At 73.3% G+C, this 14622-nt stretch carries 14 protein-coding genes; 5 read left to right on the forward strand and 9 right to left on the reverse strand.

Features of this window, described 5'->3' with window-relative positions; genetic code table 11:
• Positions 1 to 111: 111 nt before the first annotated feature.
• Together AC07AL_RS27440 and AC07AL_RS27445 are read right to left on the reverse strand one after the other, a co-directional pair.
• A complete protein-coding gene (locus tag AC07AL_RS27440; protein ID WP_478318531.1) occupies positions 112 to 900 on the reverse strand; it encodes a maleylpyruvate isomerase family mycothiol-dependent enzyme in 789 nt (262 codons plus the stop codon).
• Positions 901 to 963: 63 nt separating this feature from the next.
• Complete coding sequence (locus AC07AL_RS27445) at positions 964 to 2316, reverse strand: aldehyde dehydrogenase family protein (RefSeq protein ID WP_478318564.1); 1353 nt, start codon at positions 2314 to 2316, stop codon at positions 964 to 966.
• A 118-nt stretch (positions 2317 to 2434) separates the two neighbouring features.
• Between AC07AL_RS27445 and AC07AL_RS27450 the strand changes: the two genes are divergently transcribed.
• Positions 2435 to 2884, forward strand: coding sequence for a MarR family winged helix-turn-helix transcriptional regulator (locus AC07AL_RS27450; RefSeq protein ID WP_363585811.1), 450 nt, complete (start codon positions 2435 to 2437; stop codon positions 2882 to 2884).
• A gap of 37 nt (positions 2885 to 2921) precedes the next feature.
• Here AC07AL_RS27450 and AC07AL_RS27455 read toward each other — a convergent pair whose 3' ends face one another.
• On the reverse strand, positions 2922 to 4271 hold the full coding sequence (locus AC07AL_RS27455; protein ID WP_478318533.1) for an erythromycin esterase family protein: 1350 nt from the start codon (positions 4269 to 4271) through the stop codon (positions 2922 to 2924).
• 386 nt (positions 4272 to 4657) lie between these two features.
• Between AC07AL_RS27455 and AC07AL_RS27460 the strand changes: the two genes are divergently transcribed.
• Positions 4658 to 5320 carry a DUF6461 domain-containing protein gene (locus AC07AL_RS27460; RefSeq protein ID WP_363585809.1) on the forward strand — a complete coding sequence of 221 codons (663 nt, stop codon included), beginning with the start codon at positions 4658 to 4660 and terminating at the stop codon, positions 5318 to 5320.
• 56 nt (positions 5321 to 5376) lie between these two features.
• Here the strand turns inward: AC07AL_RS27460 and AC07AL_RS27465 are convergent, their stop codons facing one another.
• Together AC07AL_RS27465 and AC07AL_RS27470 are read right to left on the reverse strand one after the other, a co-directional pair.
• Positions 5377 to 6597, reverse strand: coding sequence for an RNA polymerase sigma factor (locus AC07AL_RS27465; protein ID WP_478318534.1), 1221 nt, complete (start codon positions 6595 to 6597; stop codon positions 5377 to 5379).
• Positions 6594 to 6965, reverse strand: a complete 372-nt coding sequence (locus tag AC07AL_RS27470) for a YciI family protein (protein ID WP_350883944.1) — start codon at positions 6963 to 6965, stop codon at positions 6594 to 6596. The genes AC07AL_RS27465 and AC07AL_RS27470 overlap by 4 nt, the downstream gene beginning before the upstream one ends.
• A gap of 309 nt (positions 6966 to 7274) precedes the next feature.
• Here AC07AL_RS27470 and AC07AL_RS27475 point away from each other — a divergent pair, with 309 nt between their 5' ends.
• Positions 7275 to 8195 carry a polysaccharide lyase gene (locus AC07AL_RS27475; RefSeq protein ID WP_363585807.1) on the forward strand — a complete coding sequence of 307 codons (921 nt, stop codon included), beginning with the start codon at positions 7275 to 7277 and terminating at the stop codon, positions 8193 to 8195.
• 3 nt (positions 8196 to 8198) lie between these two features.
• Here the strand turns inward: AC07AL_RS27475 and AC07AL_RS27480 are convergent, their stop codons facing one another.
• The 4 genes from AC07AL_RS27480 to AC07AL_RS27495 all read right to left on the reverse strand — a co-directional run bounded on the left by AC07AL_RS27480 (position 8199) and on the right by AC07AL_RS27495 (position 12012).
• Positions 8199 to 8603, reverse strand: a complete 405-nt coding sequence (locus tag AC07AL_RS27480) for a hypothetical protein (RefSeq protein ID WP_478318537.1) — start codon at positions 8601 to 8603, stop codon at positions 8199 to 8201.
• Positions 8604 to 8713: 110 nt separating this feature from the next.
• On the reverse strand, positions 8714 to 10540 hold the full coding sequence (locus AC07AL_RS27485; RefSeq protein WP_363585805.1) for an Ig domain-containing protein: 1827 nt from the start codon (positions 10538 to 10540) through the stop codon (positions 8714 to 8716).
• Positions 10541 to 11029: 489 nt separating this feature from the next.
• Positions 11030 to 11635, reverse strand: a complete 606-nt coding sequence (locus AC07AL_RS27490; RefSeq protein ID WP_478318539.1) for an HAAS signaling domain-containing protein — start codon at positions 11633 to 11635, stop codon at positions 11030 to 11032.
• Positions 11632 to 12012: a PadR family transcriptional regulator gene (locus AC07AL_RS27495; RefSeq protein WP_363585803.1), complete on the reverse strand. Its 381-nt coding sequence runs from the start codon at positions 12010 to 12012 to the stop codon at positions 11632 to 11634. The genes AC07AL_RS27490 and AC07AL_RS27495 overlap by 4 nt, the downstream gene beginning before the upstream one ends.
• Before the next feature lie 262 nt (positions 12013 to 12274).
• Between AC07AL_RS27495 and AC07AL_RS27500 the strand changes: the two genes are divergently transcribed.
• Both AC07AL_RS27500 and AC07AL_RS27505 read left to right on the forward strand, forming a co-directional pair.
• Entirely contained in the window at positions 12275 to 13870 is a 1596-nt protein-coding gene (locus AC07AL_RS27500) for an alpha/beta hydrolase (protein ID WP_400807808.1), read from the forward strand.
• A 16-nt stretch (positions 13871 to 13886) separates the two neighbouring features.
• Complete coding sequence (locus tag AC07AL_RS27505) at positions 13887 to 14546, forward strand: mycothiol-dependent nitroreductase Rv2466c family protein (RefSeq protein WP_400807811.1); 660 nt, start codon at positions 13887 to 13889, stop codon at positions 14544 to 14546.
• The last annotated feature ends 76 nt before the right edge of the window (positions 14547 to 14622 follow it).

Here is a 14622-nt window from a genome sequence, read left to right on the forward strand (position 1 = left end):
TTTTTTGGCTGTCTTGGAAAAGGAAAACCACAACACACCCACCACCACCACACGCCCCCACCCAGAAGAGACCCCCCCCCCCCCCCCCCCCCCCCCCCCCCCCCGGGCAGGTCAGAACGCCGAGTTGGCGTACCAGTGCGCGAGCAGTTCCTCGTCCCCGCGCACGTCGAGGCGGGCGGAGGCCAGGTCGAGGCGGCCGTACAGGAGCAGCAGCAGATCGGCGGCGCTCGCGCGGACGGTCACGTCGGCCTCCGGGCCCGGGCCGTCCGCGTCGAGCCCGAAGCGGTCGAGCCCGAAGCCGTCGGGCCGCAGGCGGATCAGCCAGTCGCCGTCCGCGGAGGTGGCGCTGCCGTCGGTGCGGGTGAAGCGGATGGTGCGGTCCGCGCCGCGCAGCTCGGCGATCCCCGGGGCGAAGAACGCGGCGAAGGGCAGGTTGGTGAGGAATTCGGACACCCCGTCGGCGGCCAGCTCCGGGTCGAGCACCGGGGTGCGCCCGAGGGCGAGTTCCGCGTCGGCGCGGTGCACCAGGGTCTCGAACAGCATCCGCCGTACCCAGAAGCGGGCGTGCTGGTCGGCGCCCCAGGCCCACATCGGGGCGTCGAGGTCGGTTTCCGCGAACGTGGCGCCGGCCTCGGCCGCGGCCTCCGCTAGCCAGGCGGGGTAGCCGTCCGGCCCGGCGGGCAGCCGCAGGTCGACCTCGCGGCTGCGGGGCGGCTGCTGGATCCGCTGCCGGAGCAGGACGGTGAACCAGCGCTGCACGCTGCCGGTGTGGCGGGTGAGGTCGGTCAGTGTCCAGCCGGGGCAGGTGGGCACCGGGGTGGCCGGGTCGGCGTCCTGGAGGGCGGCGACGAGCCGGGCGGTCTCCGCGGCGACGGCGGCGCCGTGGTCGATGGTGGTCATGAGGATGCTCGCTCGGTGTCGGGGTGGCGGGGAGGGGAGAAACGATCGGACGAGGGGGAGCGGTCAGGCGAGGGGCTTGTCGACGACGGCCTTGGCGTGGCTGAAGGTGTCGAGGGAGTACTCGCCGTGGTAGCGGCCCATGCCGCTCTCGCCGACGCCGCCGAACGGCAGCTCGGGCATGGCGAGGTGGGAGACCGGCAGTCCGAAGGAGAGCGCGCCGGAGGAGGTCTCCTCGGTCAGCCGCTGCTTGGTGTGCGCGGACTCGGTGAAGGCGTAGAGGGCGAGCGGCTTGTCGCGCTCGTTGATGAAGGCGATCGCCGCGTCGAGGTCGGGCACGGAGACGACGGGGAGGATCGGGCCGAAGATCTCCGCCCGCATCACGGGGGCCTCGGGGGAGACGTCGGCGAGGACGGTCGGGGCGAGGTAGCGGTCGGCGCGGTCGTGGGTGCCGCCGGTGACGGTCCGACCGTCGCCGAGCAGCGCGGTGAGCCGGTCGAAGTGGCGCTCGTTGACGATCCGGCCGTACTCGCCGCCGGTCGCCGGGTCGTCGCCGTACAGCTCCCGGACGGCGTCGGCGAGGTGTGCCTCCAGCGCGGGCGCGCTCTCGCCGATGGCGAGGACGTAGTCGGGGGCGACGCAGGTCTGGCCGGCGTTGAGGAACTTGCCCCGGGCGATCCGCCGGGCGGTGACCGCGAGGTCGACGCCGGGTTCGACCACCACCGGGCTCTTGCCGCCGAGTTCCAGGGTGACCGGGGTGAGGTGCCGGGCGGCGGCTGCCATGACGATCCGGCCGACGGCGCCGTTGCCGGTGTAGAAGATGTGGTCGAAGCGCTGCTCCAGCAGCGCGGTGGTCTCCGGGACGGCGCCTTCGACGACCGCGACGGCCGCCGGGTCGAGGTAGCGCGGGAGCAGTCGGGCGAGCGCGGCGGAGGTCGCGGGGGCGAGCTCGCTGGGCTTGAGGACGGCCGCGTTCCCGGCGGCCAGTGCACCGACCAGCGGGGACAGGGCGAGCTGGAGCGGGTAGTTCCAGGGCGCGATGATCAGGACCACGCCGAGCGGGTCGCGCACCACGCGGGCCGCGGCGGGCTGGAAGAACTCGGGCACGGCGGCGGGCTTCGGCTGCAGCCACTGCTCCAGGTGGGTGACGGTGTGGTCGAGCTCGTTGAGCGTGAAGCCGATCTCGGTGCGGTAGGCCTCGGCGGTGCTCTTGCCGAGGTCCTCGTGCAGGGCCTGGAGGAACGCCTCGGACTGCTCGGTGAGCAGCGAGCGCAGTGCTGCCAGCTGGGCCTGGCGCCAGGCGAGCGGCTTGGTCCGGCCGGTGTCGAAGGCGGCGCGCAGGCGGGTGACCGTGGCGGCGGCGGTCTCCGGGGTGGCTTCGGAAGCGGCTTCCGGGGTGGCGGCGGGGGTGTGGTTCATGAGGGTCTCGCGGTCCTTCCAGCTGCCTTGAGGTCGTCGATGGTTTATGACCTCAAGCATTCTTGGACGGTAAACCTCAATGGTTGAGGGTGTCAAGCAATGTGCCTATGCTCGAACCGTGCACCAGAACCCCCACCCGGACCCACCGGCCACGCCGGGCGAGCTGATGGATCAGCTCGCCCGGGTGGCCGCGGCCTACTACCGCCACTTCGCCTCCGCCGCGGCCGGGCACGGGCTGACCCTGATGCAGGGCAAGACCCTCAGCCTGCTCACCCGGCCGCGCTCCATGCGCGCCCTCGCCGGTCTGCTGTCCTGTGACGCCTCCAACGTCACCGGCATCGTCGACCGGCTGGAGGGCCGCGACCTGGTCCGCCGCGAGCCCGACCCCGCCGACCGCCGGGTCAAGAGCATCGCCCTGACCGACCGGGGCGAGCAGACCGTCCGGCTGATCCGGGCCGACCTGATGTCCGGCCTGACCGCGCTGGAACAGCTCTCCGGCCAGGACCGGGCCGCCCTGGGCGCGCTGCTGGACCGGGCGTTCCCCGAGACGGCGACCCCGCCGGCCTGAGGCCGGGCCGCCGATCCGAGGCGGGGCCGGAGCCCGGTCAGAGCTTCTCGGCCTCGTGGACCTGGTGGAGGTGGACGAGGACGTCGTGGGCCCGTCCGAGGGCGACGGAGGGCAGCGGGTCCTTCGTGAACGTGGACCCGGCCTCGTAGACGGGGCGGGCGGTGTCCAGCCAGTCGCGGACCACGCGCGGGGCGGTGCGCAGGTCGACGTAGTAGTCCTGGCGGCGGACCTGGTCCAGGGTGTACTCGTTCATGCCGGGCGTGGCCGCGGGCACGGTGTTCTTCTCCCAGTCGGTGCCGAGGGCGGCGCCCATGGTGAGGAAGGAGCCCCGGTCGAAGGTGAACCCGATGTTCAGGTACTCCGGGCCGAAGGTGTCGCGCAGGATCGAGCCCTGCGTCTTGGGGTACATCTCGGGATCGCTGGCCAGGTAGCCGACGTGCCCGTTGTGGGCCGAGAGCAGCATCCGGTCGCCGGTGTGGCGCTGCCACCACGCGGTGTTGTCGGCCATGGCCTGGTCGCGGATGACCTCCGCGGCGTTCACCGAGGCCGGGTCGGTGAGTTCGAAGGTGGCGAAGGCGAAGGTCTGGGCGATGATGCGGGCGTGCTGCACGGCCCAGTCGTACTCCTCGCCGCCGTTGCCCCTGGCGGCGGTGACCAGGTCCAGGGCCTGCTGCGCCTTGGCGGCGTTCTCCTTCCGCTCGGCCACCGGCCGCTTCAGGTAGCCGACGGTGTCGTCGAGCGGGCGCAGGCCCGCGTACAGCCCGTCCACGCGCGCCAGGGCCGCGGGGTCGGCCTTGCGCAGGTAGGCGTCGACCCGGGCGAAGACCTCCTCGCCGAGCTTGGGGGCGCCGACGTCGTCGCCCATGAAGTGGACCGGGTGCTCCGGGTGCTGGCGGTTGTACTCGCGCATCCAGCTGATCAGGTCCACGAACTCCTGGCGCTCCCAAGGTGATTGGCCCAGCTCGTCCTTGACGATCTGCCGGGCGTCGCCCTTGCCGTCCTGGAGGAACTTGTCGATCTTCAGGCCCGCCGACCAGCTCATCTCCAGGGCGAAGGTGGTGAAGCCCTTCTCCTGGACCAGGTAGCGGAAGACCCGCTGCTTCATGGTGAAGAACTCGTGCGAGCCGTGCGTGGCCTCGCCGAGGCCCACCACCTTGGCGTCCCCGACCATCGCGCCGAGCGCCCGCAGGTCGCTGGTGCTGCCGCCGGGCTCGGTCGACCGCAGCGGGTGCGCGGACCGCTCCAACGCGCGGACCACCGTGCTCCGTTGGCCGTCCGCCGCAGGGGCGGCGGAGGCCACCGGGGCCAGCAGGGCGGTGCCGGCGGCTGCCACCGTCACCGCGATCAGTCCGCGTCGGCCGACCGTTCGCTTGTTCGCCGTGGTCACGATCTCTCCTCAGTTTCCTTGTCCCGAAAGCTCGGTGAGAAGATCATCGTTCGCGGCGGGGGTGCGGCGCGCTGGGGCCGACCGCCGGGTTCCTCGGGGGGATAACCCCCGACCTGCGTCGATGCGGGCTCCGCCGGGTGGGGCGGACAGGACACTGAGGGGGCCTCTGGCCAGGCTCCTATAAGGTCATGCTCCGCCCGGCCGGGGCCTTGGGAACGGGCCCCGGCAGCCGGACGGAACAACCGGAGGACAGCCCAGCAGGGCGTCAGTCAGTGGCAGAGCCACGACCACCGGAGACCCGGTTACCACTATCAGTGTCAGTGGCGTCCGTTAGGGTGCGGACCGGCGGCCCGGCCACGCGGGCCGGCGCGAGGTGAGGGGGCGTCATGACGGGCGGTACCGAAGGGGCGGGGGGCGAGGAAGGCATCCGGTGGCTCGCGGACGCCGGGTGCTCCGTCGACGGCGTCCTGTTCGCCCGGGGGATACCGCCGCAGGAGCTCGCCCGCCGGATGGGCGCCGATCCGGCCGCCGCGGCCGGGCCGCTCAGCGGCACCGAGGTGTGGGACCTCGACATCGAGGTGTTCCGCCCGAGCGACGACGGCGACGGCGTGATCCGGGTCGGCGAGTCCGGTGACTGGTCCTTCGCGGTCGAGTACGGCGACTCCACCGGCGGCGAACGGCTCACCGAGATAGCGCGCGACGGGGTCGAGGTGGTCCACTTCCGCCCGATGCCGGACCACCCGCCGGCACTGCTCGACTACGCCCGCGACGGCGCGGTGCTGTGCGGGTTCGGCCTCGCCGAGGAGCGCTGGCGCTGGGGCCGGGAGCCCGACCTGCTGGTCCCCGAGCTGGTCGCCGCGGGCGTCCTGGAGCCCGACGGGATCACCCGCGGCCCCGGGGGCGAGCCGCCCGCGGCCGTCCGCCGCCGCACCCTCGGCGTGGTCGGGCGGCGGTTCGGGCTGAGCCTGCCCCGGGCCGTCCTCGGCGAGCTGCGGCTGCCGGCGTACGCGGTGCGGGGCAGGCCGGGGATGGAGCCGCAGGGTAGTTGAGCCCTGCCGTCCCCGGGCCCGCCCCGGGCTGCGTGCCGGACGTCCCGGACGCGTGATCAGCCGGAGCGTGGCCCGGTCCGGCCGGCCCGGGCCTCCAGGTAGCGCCGCTCGGCGAGGCTGGCGGTGGCCTTCGCGGCGCGCCGGTAGTGCTCGTGGGCGCCGGCCGGGTCGCCGGCCTTCTCCAGCAGGTGCGCCCGGACGGACAGCAGCCGGTGGTGCCCGGCCATCCGCCCGTCACCGTCCAGGTCGGACAGCAGGGCCAGTCCGGCCGCCGGGCCGTCGGTCTCGGCGAGCGCGATCGCCCGGTTGAGGGTGACCATCGGATTGGGCGCGATCCGTTCCAGGATCAGGTAGAGGGCGTGCACCTGGGGCCAGTTGGTCTCCTCGGCGGTGGCCGCGTCGGCGTGCGTGGCCGCGATGGCGGCCTGCAACTGGTAGGGCCCCAGGGTCGGCCCGGCCAGCGCCGCCTCGACCAGTGCGACGCCCTCGTCGATCAGCGCCCGGTCCCAGGCCTTGCGGTCCTGCTCGTCCAGCGGCACCAGGTCGCCGGCCGGGGTGGTCCGCGCCTCCCGGCGCGCGTGGGTCAGCAGCATCAGTGCGAGCAGCCCGGTGACCTCGTCGTCCCCGGGCAGCTGCGCGTGCACCGTCCTGGTCAACCGGATCGCCTCGTGCGCGAGGTCGGGGCGGTGCAACTCCGGTCCGGAGGTGGCGGTGTAGCCCTCGTTGAAGATCAGGTAGAGCACGTGCAGCACGACCCGCAGCCGTTCCTCGCGCTCCGCGCCGTCCGGTAGGGCGAACGAGCTGCCGGCGGCCCTGATGCGCTGCTTGGCCCGGCTGATCCTGGCCGCCATGGTGGCCTCCGGCACCAGGAACGCGCGGGCGATCTCGGCGGTGGTCAGACCGCCGACCGCCCGCAGCGTCAGGGCGGTCCGGGAGGCCGCGGTGAGCGTCGGATGGCAGCACAGGAACAGCAGGACGAGCGTGTCGTCGGTGTCCGGCACCTCCGGCGGCACCACCTCGGTGGCCGTCGCCGACTCCCGTTCGCGGCGCGCGCGGTCGCGGCGCAGCTGGTCGATGAGCCGCCGGGCGGCGACGGTCACCAGCCAGCCGTGCGGATTGTCGGGCATGCCCTCGGACGGCCACTGCACGGTGGCGGCGAGGACGGCCTCCTGGACGGCGTCCTCGCACCCTTCGAACCGGCCGTACCGGCGAACCAAGGTGCCGAGGACCTGTGGCGTGAGCGCACGCAGCAGGTCCTCGAAGTCCGGTGCTGTCATGCCTCCAAGTGTCCGTCGGCGAACATCACCTGCCGCACCTCGACCCCCAGGCCCTCGATCGCGGTGTCCGGGATCAGCGCCGCCAGCGCGATCGCCCGCTCCTTGTCCTCGCAGTCGATCAGGTAGAAGCCGCCCAGGTACTCCTTGGCCTCCAGGAACGGGCCGTCGGTCACCACCGGCTGGCCGTTGCGCACGGTCACCACGGCGGCCTGGGCCGGATCGGCCAGTGCCTGGGTGGTGATCAGCTCTCCGGACGCCTTCAGCGCCTCGATGAACTCGCCGTGGCCGTGGCCGATCGCCGCCTTCTCCTCGTCGGTCAGCGCGTCCATCACGGCCGGGTTGATGTGCAGGCTGATCAGGAACTTCATCTCGTGCTCCTCGTGTTCCTCGTGGTTCGCGGGCCCGGCTGGGCTCCTCGACCGGTGGTCGGAGCCGTCGCCGCGGTCTTGACGTCCTCCGCCGGACGTTCGGAGGAATCTTCGCGGCCGGATCGCCACCTCGCACCTCGCACATCTCCGCATGGCCCGCATCGGGAGGGCCGGGGGCCGGGAATCGTCCCGCCGTCACCCGGGAGTGTGATGGTCACGTCACCTCGGGCGCCGCTACTGTGGCCCGGTGGCGGAGCGTCACATGGAGCGGGTGGGCCGTCCCGGCCGGTCCCGTCGGGAAGGGCAGTCATGAAAAGCACTCGTCGTGTGTTCGGAGCGGTGCTCGCCGCCGCCGCCCTGGCCGCCTGCGCCCCGTCGACGTCGCCCGCTGCGGCCTCGATCGCCGCGCCGGCCGCCTCGGGGTCCGAGGGAGCCAGGGGAGCCGCGCCGGCCGCGGTGGCGAGCGGGAAGGCGGCCTGGACCGGCCAGTTCCGCGGTTACGGGACGGACCAGTGGAAGCACGCCTGGGGCGCGGTCGACCAGGGGACGTGGGGCGGTTCGGACCTGAGCGCGGTCGACGACGCGGCCGCTCCCGGGGGCGGCTCGGCGCTCCAGGTCACCTACGGTGCCGGGTCCTCCTCCAACCAGTGCACCGACTGCCCGAACCCGGGCGGCGGCCAGTTCTACACGGATCTGACCACCCTGGGCCTGTCCGCCCTGGCCCAGGGCGAGACGCTGGACCTGAAGTACTCCCTCAAGTTCCCGGCCGGCCGGGACTGGGGCAAGGCGGGGAAACTGCCCGGGCTGTACGGCGGCAAGATCGGCGAGGAGTCGGGCGGCAACCACGGCGCGGGCTGGTCGACGCGCTACATGTGGCGCGGCGCCAAGGGCGTGCCGGACAACGGCGAGGTCTACCTCTACACCCCGACCAACTCCGGCCCGACCGGCTACGGGGTGGACGAGGGGCTCGGTGACTGGCGGTTCCAGGCCGACGGCGCGTGGCACAGCGTCGAGCAGCTGGTCGACCGCGGCACCGGGGACGTCACCGTCTGGTACGACGGCCGCCAGGTCTACGCGGCGCGCGGGGTGGCCTCGGGCATCGGCAGGATCCCCTTCGGCGGCGTGTTCTTCTCCACCTTCTACGGTGGCCACGACACCAGCTGGGGCCCGGCGAGCACCCAGCGCGCCTACTTCGCGGACTTCTCGCTGTCCTCCGGCGTCCAGCACTGACCGTCAGCCGACGGTCACCGTCACGGTGAAGGCCCGCTGCCCGGGCGGGCAGGCCAGCGCCTCGCCGCAGGTGGTGCGGTGGGCGGAGAGACGGGCGGTGCCGGGGGCGGTGGCGAGGAAACCGGCGGTGACCCGGCCGCAGCCGCCGCCCGGCCGGCAGGAGGGGGCGGGGGTGGTCGCGGTGGCGGTCGGACGCAGCGTCCGCGGGCTGTCGCCGGCGGCCGGGGACCAGTAGGTGCTGTGCAGCTCCACCCGGATGACGGTGCCGGGTGCCACCCGCACGGTCGTGCCGTCGGCGTGCTCGTCGAGCACCAGGGTGGGCGGGCCCGGCGCGACGGGGCCGGTGTTCGACGAGCAGCCGGCCGCCAGGGCGAGCAGGGCGGCCGCCGCGAGCGTTCGCACGGTCACGGCTCTCCTCCTTCGCGGGGTGCGGGGCGCAGCGGCGCCGGGGCGCGGTGCCGCCGGGGCGGGCCGTGGTGGCCCGCCCCGGCGGCGTCAGGGGCGTGGACGGGCGGTGGTCAGGAGACGGTCACGTCGTCGTAGTAGGTGTAGGTCGGGTCGCCCGGGTAGTTGTCGTCCACGTTGGTGAGGGTGAGCGTGTAGCTGTGGCCCGGGGTGACGGTGCCGGAGGCGGACTTCCAGCCGAGGCCGCTGGTGCAGGTCTTGGCGAGCACCGTGGTCGTGGTGTTGGTGGTGTTGTCCTTGAGGGTGGCGGTCGCCCAGTCGTAGGTGACGGTGTCCGGGCAGGTGACGTCGTACCAGAAGGCGACCTTGCTGCTGCCGGCCGGGGCGGTGAAGGTCTGGCCGGCCGTGGACGTGGTGGTGGGGCCGGTGGAGCCGAGCATCGCGCCGTAGCCGCCGGTGTGCTTGGCGGCGCTGGCGGCGGCGGCGCTGCCGGTGGAGGTCCAGCCGCTCAGGGTGCCGGTCTCGAAGCCGCCGTTGGTGAGGCCGCCGCCGCCCGCGGAGGTGACGGTCCAGCCGAAGGCGGCGGAGCCGGAGGCGCCGGTGGCGTCCTTGGCGGTGACCGTGACGCTCGCCGTGCCGGCGGTGGTCGGGGTGCCGCTGATCAGGCCGGAGGCGGAGATGGACAGGCCGGCCGGCAGGCCGCTCGCCGTGTAGGTGAGGGTCTGGCCGGAGGCGCTGTCGGTCGCCGCGATCTGGAGGCTGACGGCCTTGCCGGTGGTGCCGGCCTGGGCGCCAGGGTTGGTGACGGTGACGGTGTTGCCGGTCGTGCCGCCGACGATCGGGTGGGACATCTCGCAGCCGCCCGCACCGCTGTTGAAGTCGTTCGCCCAGGTCGACTGCATGGCGAAGCTGCCGGTGGTGAAACCGACGTTCGCCGACGCGCCCTGGCCGCTGCTGACCCAGGCGCACTTGTCGCCGTTCTCGGCGCCGCTGCTGTCGGTCCAGCCGCCGGCCGGGTTCTGGTCGGTGATGGTCTCGGCGTACTCGTGGCCCTCGACAATGGTGACGCCGTCCAGGGTGCCGGCCGTCCCCGCGTTGACGAAGCCCTGGCCGCAGCCGGAGCCCGCGTCGGTCACGTACGGCAGGTTGGTGAAAGCCAGTTCGCCGTACGGGGAGGAGACGGCGCCGCCGGTGAGCGTGGTGTCGCCGGTGTAGTCGTGCCAGGCGCAGAAGTTGCCGGACGCGGTGTTGAAGCCGTCGGGGGTGGTGCCGGTGGGGGAGACGACGACGTACTGGTCGTTCCGGTTGGCCGCGGCGGTGGTGTTGCCGAAGTGGCCGGACGCCTTGACCGCCTCGGCGCCGATCTGGTTGCCGGTCGCGGCGGCGGGCGCCGCGGCGGAGGTGTCCACCCAGACGCCGGCGAGCGCGCCGCCGGTGGGGTAGGCGACGTGCGCGGAGCTGCCCGGGCAGGTCTGGGAGCCGGTGGTGACGCCCTCGCAGTACTGCGTCATGACGCCGGACCAGAGTTCGCTGCCTGCGCCGATGCCCTTGAACAGCTGCTGGAGGCGCGGGGCCATGCCCTTGGCGTCGCCGCTGAGCGTGGTGTTGCCGTTGGCGTCGGTGCCGGAGCTGCCCCACTGGGAGCCCCAGAACACCAGGTAGACGTGCTCCGGTCCGGTGGTCACGCCGATGCTCGGACTGCCCGCCCCGCCACCGTAGTTGAGGTTGTTGGCGGAGGTGGCGTTCGGTGCGGCCTGCTGGCCGCGGAGCGGGACGGCGCCGTGCCGGTACGGGTGGTTCGCCGACGCCGTGGGGTGCGCGGCGTCGTCGGGCTGCGCCTGGGCGGGTGCCGCGGTGAAGCCGGCCGCCGCGAGGGCGAGCGCGGCGACGCCGGTGAGCGCCGCCCGTCCGGCGTGACGGAACGTGGGGGTTCGGCCCATGTGAGGGTTGCCTCTCTCATGCCGACCGCCCGGGCACCGGTGGGTGACGGGTGGTCGCGAAGGACAGGGAGAGGCCGGAGGCGGTGGAAATGCCTGGATGACCCGCCGCACAACGGATCACCGGGGGGAAACAGGCCCGCCTCGGCCGCCGAGAAGCAAAGCAGCCGCCGGAGAACTGGGTCAACGAGCCTGACGGTAAAGTGAGTTGCCTTGATTCCCGCGTAATGGAAAAGCCCCCAGATGGAGGGGGCGGCGGTTCGGATTCTCCGAGCCCGCACACTGTATGCGGGTTTCCGTTAACCGTATGAACGGCCTTGGCCAAAAACGGATTTGATGGTGAGAAACAGGTAAGACGTTAGTCGCCGGGCAGGCACGCGCGCAAGCGCGAGCCTCCGACGTGTGGAGACCGCCTCCCTTGTATGTGGGGGGCGGTCTCCAACATCACCAGGGGGGGCTGGCGAAACGTCGGTGTTGATTGATGAAGCCGGTTCAGGCCATGAGCGCGGCGTTGCGCAGCCGGGCGGCGGACCGGGCCAGGAAGAACGCCGCGAGCAGGGCGGGGCAGAAGCCCACCGCGCAGGCGGCGAGGACGGCTGCCACGGTCAGGCCGCCCGGGGACACGACGGCGGCGGCGATGCCGGCCAGCGGAGTGACCAGGACGGGGGAGAGCAGCAGCAGGGCCGCCAGCCGCTTCTCCCGGCGGCTCCACTGCGTGGACCGCCAGACCCTGCTCGCGGCGATGACGGCGGCGGCCAGCGCGAGCGGGGGCCCGACGACCGGGACGAACGACAGCGGAACCGGCAGCACCGCGAAGACCAGGGTGCGGACGGTGCGGCCGCGGCTCTCCGGCTCCGGTCGGGCGCCGCCCTCCTCGTCGAGCGCGGCGTCGGCGATCTGCCGGGGGCTGCCCAGCTGCTCCAGGACCCGCCGGACGGCGGCCTCGTCGGCGGGGTCGCACTCGGCGAGCGAGACCTCGACGTGCTCGCGCAGGTCCGCGAGCAGTTCGCGGCGGCGCTCCTCGGGCAGCGGGGCGGTGTACCGGGCGACTGCGTCCAGGTGGGCGCGGACCAGGGGGTGCTCGATGGGGTTGTTCACGGGTTCTCTCCCGGGGCCAGGACGTGGTCGACGGTTTCGCGGAAGGCGGGCCACAGCGTGGTGAACTCCTCCAGTGCGCTGCGGCCGGTGTCGGTGAGGGTGTAGTACCGGCGGGACGGGCCGCTGGCCGAGTCGCGCAGGAAGGTGTCGGCGAGGCCGGCCCGGCGCAGCCGGGACAGCAGGGGGTAGATGGTGCCCTGGCTGGTCGCCAGCATCGGGAACCGGCCGAGCTCCTGCAGCAGCTCCACCCCGTACCGGGGGCCGTCCCGCAGCAGCGCCAGGACGCAGTACTCCAGTACGCCCTTGCGCAGTTGCGTCGCCACCGGTCCGTCGGCCGTACCGGCGTCGCCGTCGTGGTGTGTGATGCCAGGTACCATGCGATGCAAGATAGCATGCGACGCCAGGTAGTGGGCGATCCGGACGCTGCTCGCCGCCGAGGGCCGCGGGAGCGGGGGTCACCTCACCCGGACGGCGGGTGGCAGCCGGACCGGCGCACGCCCCTCCACCGGGCCTTCCGACGGGCGCGACCGCCCCACCGCCCCTAGGGTCTGTGGTGCGTTGACCGTGCCGAGCGCCGGGGCGCACGCCGCCCCGCCGTCCGCCGGGGCGCGCCCGGTAACCCGAGAGGTGGACCGCTCCATGCACACCGTCGTCCGCGGCGCCGGCGCTTTCGGCCTGGCCGCGCTGCTGCTCGCCTCCGCCGCCGGCTGCCAGGGCGACGCCCGCTCCGCCGTCGAGCCCGCGCCGACCTCCCCGGCCTCCCCGGCCGGTTCGCCCGGTTCGCCCGCCGCGTCCGCGACCGGACTCGCGGCCCAGCGGCTCGACTGGCAGGCCTGCCCGGCCCCCAGCCCCGCGCAGGGCAGCGGCACCGCGCCCGCCGGTGACTGGCAGTGCGCCACCCTCAAGGCGCCGCTCGACCACGGCAAGCCGGACGGCCCGACCATCGACCTGGCCATGATCCGGAGCCGGGCGAAGGACGAGAAGCACCGGATCGGCTCGCTGCTGTTCAACTTCGGCGGCCCCGGCGCCTCCGGCGTCGCCACGCTGCCCGCCCTCGCCGCCGACTACGCCTCCCTCAACGCCCGTTACGACCTGGTGAGCTTCGATCCCCGTGGGGTCGGTGCCAGCGCCGGGGTGAGCTGCCTGGACGACAAGGCGATGGACACCACCCTGGAAATCGACAACACCCCCGGGACCCCCGACGCGGTGAAGGCGCTGGACGCCAGCAACGCGCAGTTCACCGCCGCCTGCGAGCACAACTCCGGTCCGGTGCTGCCCTACGTGGACACCGAGAGCGCCGCCCGCGACCTCGACCTGATGCGGCAGGTGCTCGGCGACCAGAAGCTCTTCTACTTCGGCATCAGCTACGGCACCCAGCTCGGCGGCGTCTACGCGCACCTGTTCCCGCAGGAGGTCGGCCGGATCGTCCTGGACTCGGTCGTCGACCCGACGAAGGACCCGCAGCAGGCCGCGCTCGGCCAGGCCCAGGGCTTCCAGCTCGCGTTCGACAACTTCATGAAGGCCTGCGCCGCCGAGGAGGCCGCCGCCTGCCCGACGGGTGCCGGCGGCGTCGAGGGCACGGCGGCGGTCACGGCGCTGCTGCAGAAGCTGGAGCAGTCCCCGCTGCCCACCACCAGCGGGCGGCAGCTCACCGAGACCCTGGCCGTCACCGGGATCGCCGCGGCCCTGTACAGCGAGGAGACCTGGCCCGTCCTGGCCGCCGGGCTCACCGAGGCGATGCAGCAGGGCACCGGCAACACACTGCTCCAGCTCTCCGACGCGATGTTCGGGCGCGACCCGCAGGGGCGCTACACCAACCTGAGCGCCGCCAACCGGGCGATCAACTGCGTGGACGCCCGGCAGCGCTACTCCGACCAGGACGTCGAACAGCAGCTGCCGCAGTTCCGCACCGCCTCCCCGGTGTTCGGTCCCTACTCCGCCTGGGGCCTGACGAGCTGCACCGGCTGGCCGGTGCCGGGCAAGGCCGACCACCCGGACGTCTCCGCCGCCGGCGCGGCCCCGATCCTGGTGGTCGGCACCACCGGCGACCCGGCCACCCCGGTCGAGGGCGCCCACGCGATGGCGCAGCAGCTCGGCCCGGGCGTCGGCGTCAACGTCACCCTCCAGGGCGAGGGCCACGGCGGCTACAACACCGGCGACCCGTGCCTGAAGCAGGCCGTGGACGCCTACCTGCTGGACGGCACCGTGCCGGCCGACGGGAAGACCTGCAGCTGAGAAGTGGCCCACCACGATGGTGATCGATTGGCCCTGGAAAGCGGTCCACTCGGCGCCTAGGCTTTTCACCGTGACCACCAAAGTCGATTTCTACTTCGATCCGATCTGCCCGTTCGCCTGGATCACCTCCCGGTGGATCCTGGAGGTCGAGCGCCACCGCGAGCTCGACCTCACGTTCCGGGTGATGAGCCTGTCCGTCCTCAACGAGGGCCGCACCGACCTGCCCGAGCGCTACCAGCGCCTGATGACCACCGGCTGGGGCCCCGTCCGGGTCTGCATCGCCGCCGCCGAACAGCACGGCGAGCACGTGCTGCGCGACCTGTACACCGAACTCGGCACCCGCCTGCACGACCAGGACCGGCCCGCCGACGACGCCGTCATCCGGGAGGCCCTGGTCGCGGCCGGACTGCCGGAGGAACTCGCCGCCGCGGCCGACAGCACGGCGTACGACCTCGCGCTGCGCAAGAGCCACCACGAGGGCATGGACCCGGTCGGCGAGGAGGTCGGCACGCCGACCATCCACGTCGACGGCGTCGCCTTCTTCGGCCCGGTGCTGAGCGCCATCCCGCGCGGCGAGGACGCCGTCCGGGTCTTCGAAGGGGTGCGGCTGCTGGCCGGCTACCCGAACTTCTTCGAGCTCAAGCGGACCCGGACCGGCTCGCTCGACTTCTCCTGACGGCGCCGCCGGCCCCCGCGCCGGGGCCGACCGGTTCGTCCTGAACCTCCCGTCCGGGCCCTTCTCCCCCCACCAT

This window comes from Kitasatospora sp. NPDC043949 (genome assembly GCF_056435365.1).

Coding starts and splice junctions, on each gene's coding strand:
- AC07AL_RS27440 (WP_478318531.1), bottom strand. CDS start 900: ATGACCACCATCGACCACGGCGCCGCCGTCGCCGCGGAGACCGCCCGG.
- AC07AL_RS27445 (WP_478318564.1), bottom strand. CDS start 2,316: ATGAACCACACCCCCGCCGCCACCCCGGAAGCCGCTTCCGAAGCCACC.
- AC07AL_RS27460 (WP_363585809.1), top strand. CDS start 4,658: ATGACGGGCGGTACCGAAGGGGCGGGGGGCGAGGAAGGCATCCGGTGG.
- AC07AL_RS27465 (WP_478318534.1), bottom strand. CDS start 6,597: ATGACAGCACCGGACTTCGAGGACCTGCTGCGTGCGCTCACGCCACAG.
- AC07AL_RS27470 (WP_350883944.1), bottom strand. CDS start 6,965: ATGAAGTTCCTGATCAGCCTGCACATCAACCCGGCCGTGATGGACGCG.
- AC07AL_RS27475 (WP_363585807.1), top strand. CDS start 7,275: ATGAAAAGCACTCGTCGTGTGTTCGGAGCGGTGCTCGCCGCCGCCGCC.
- AC07AL_RS27485 (WP_363585805.1), bottom strand. CDS start 10,540: ATGGGCCGAACCCCCACGTTCCGTCACGCCGGACGGGCGGCGCTCACC.
- AC07AL_RS27495 (WP_363585803.1), bottom strand. CDS start 12,012: ATGGTACCTGGCATCACACACCACGACGGCGACGCCGGTACGGCCGAC.
- AC07AL_RS27500 (WP_400807808.1), top strand. CDS start 12,275: ATGCACACCGTCGTCCGCGGCGCCGGCGCTTTCGGCCTGGCCGCGCTG.
- AC07AL_RS27505 (WP_400807811.1), top strand. CDS start 13,887: ATGGTGATCGATTGGCCCTGGAAAGCGGTCCACTCGGCGCCTAGGCTT.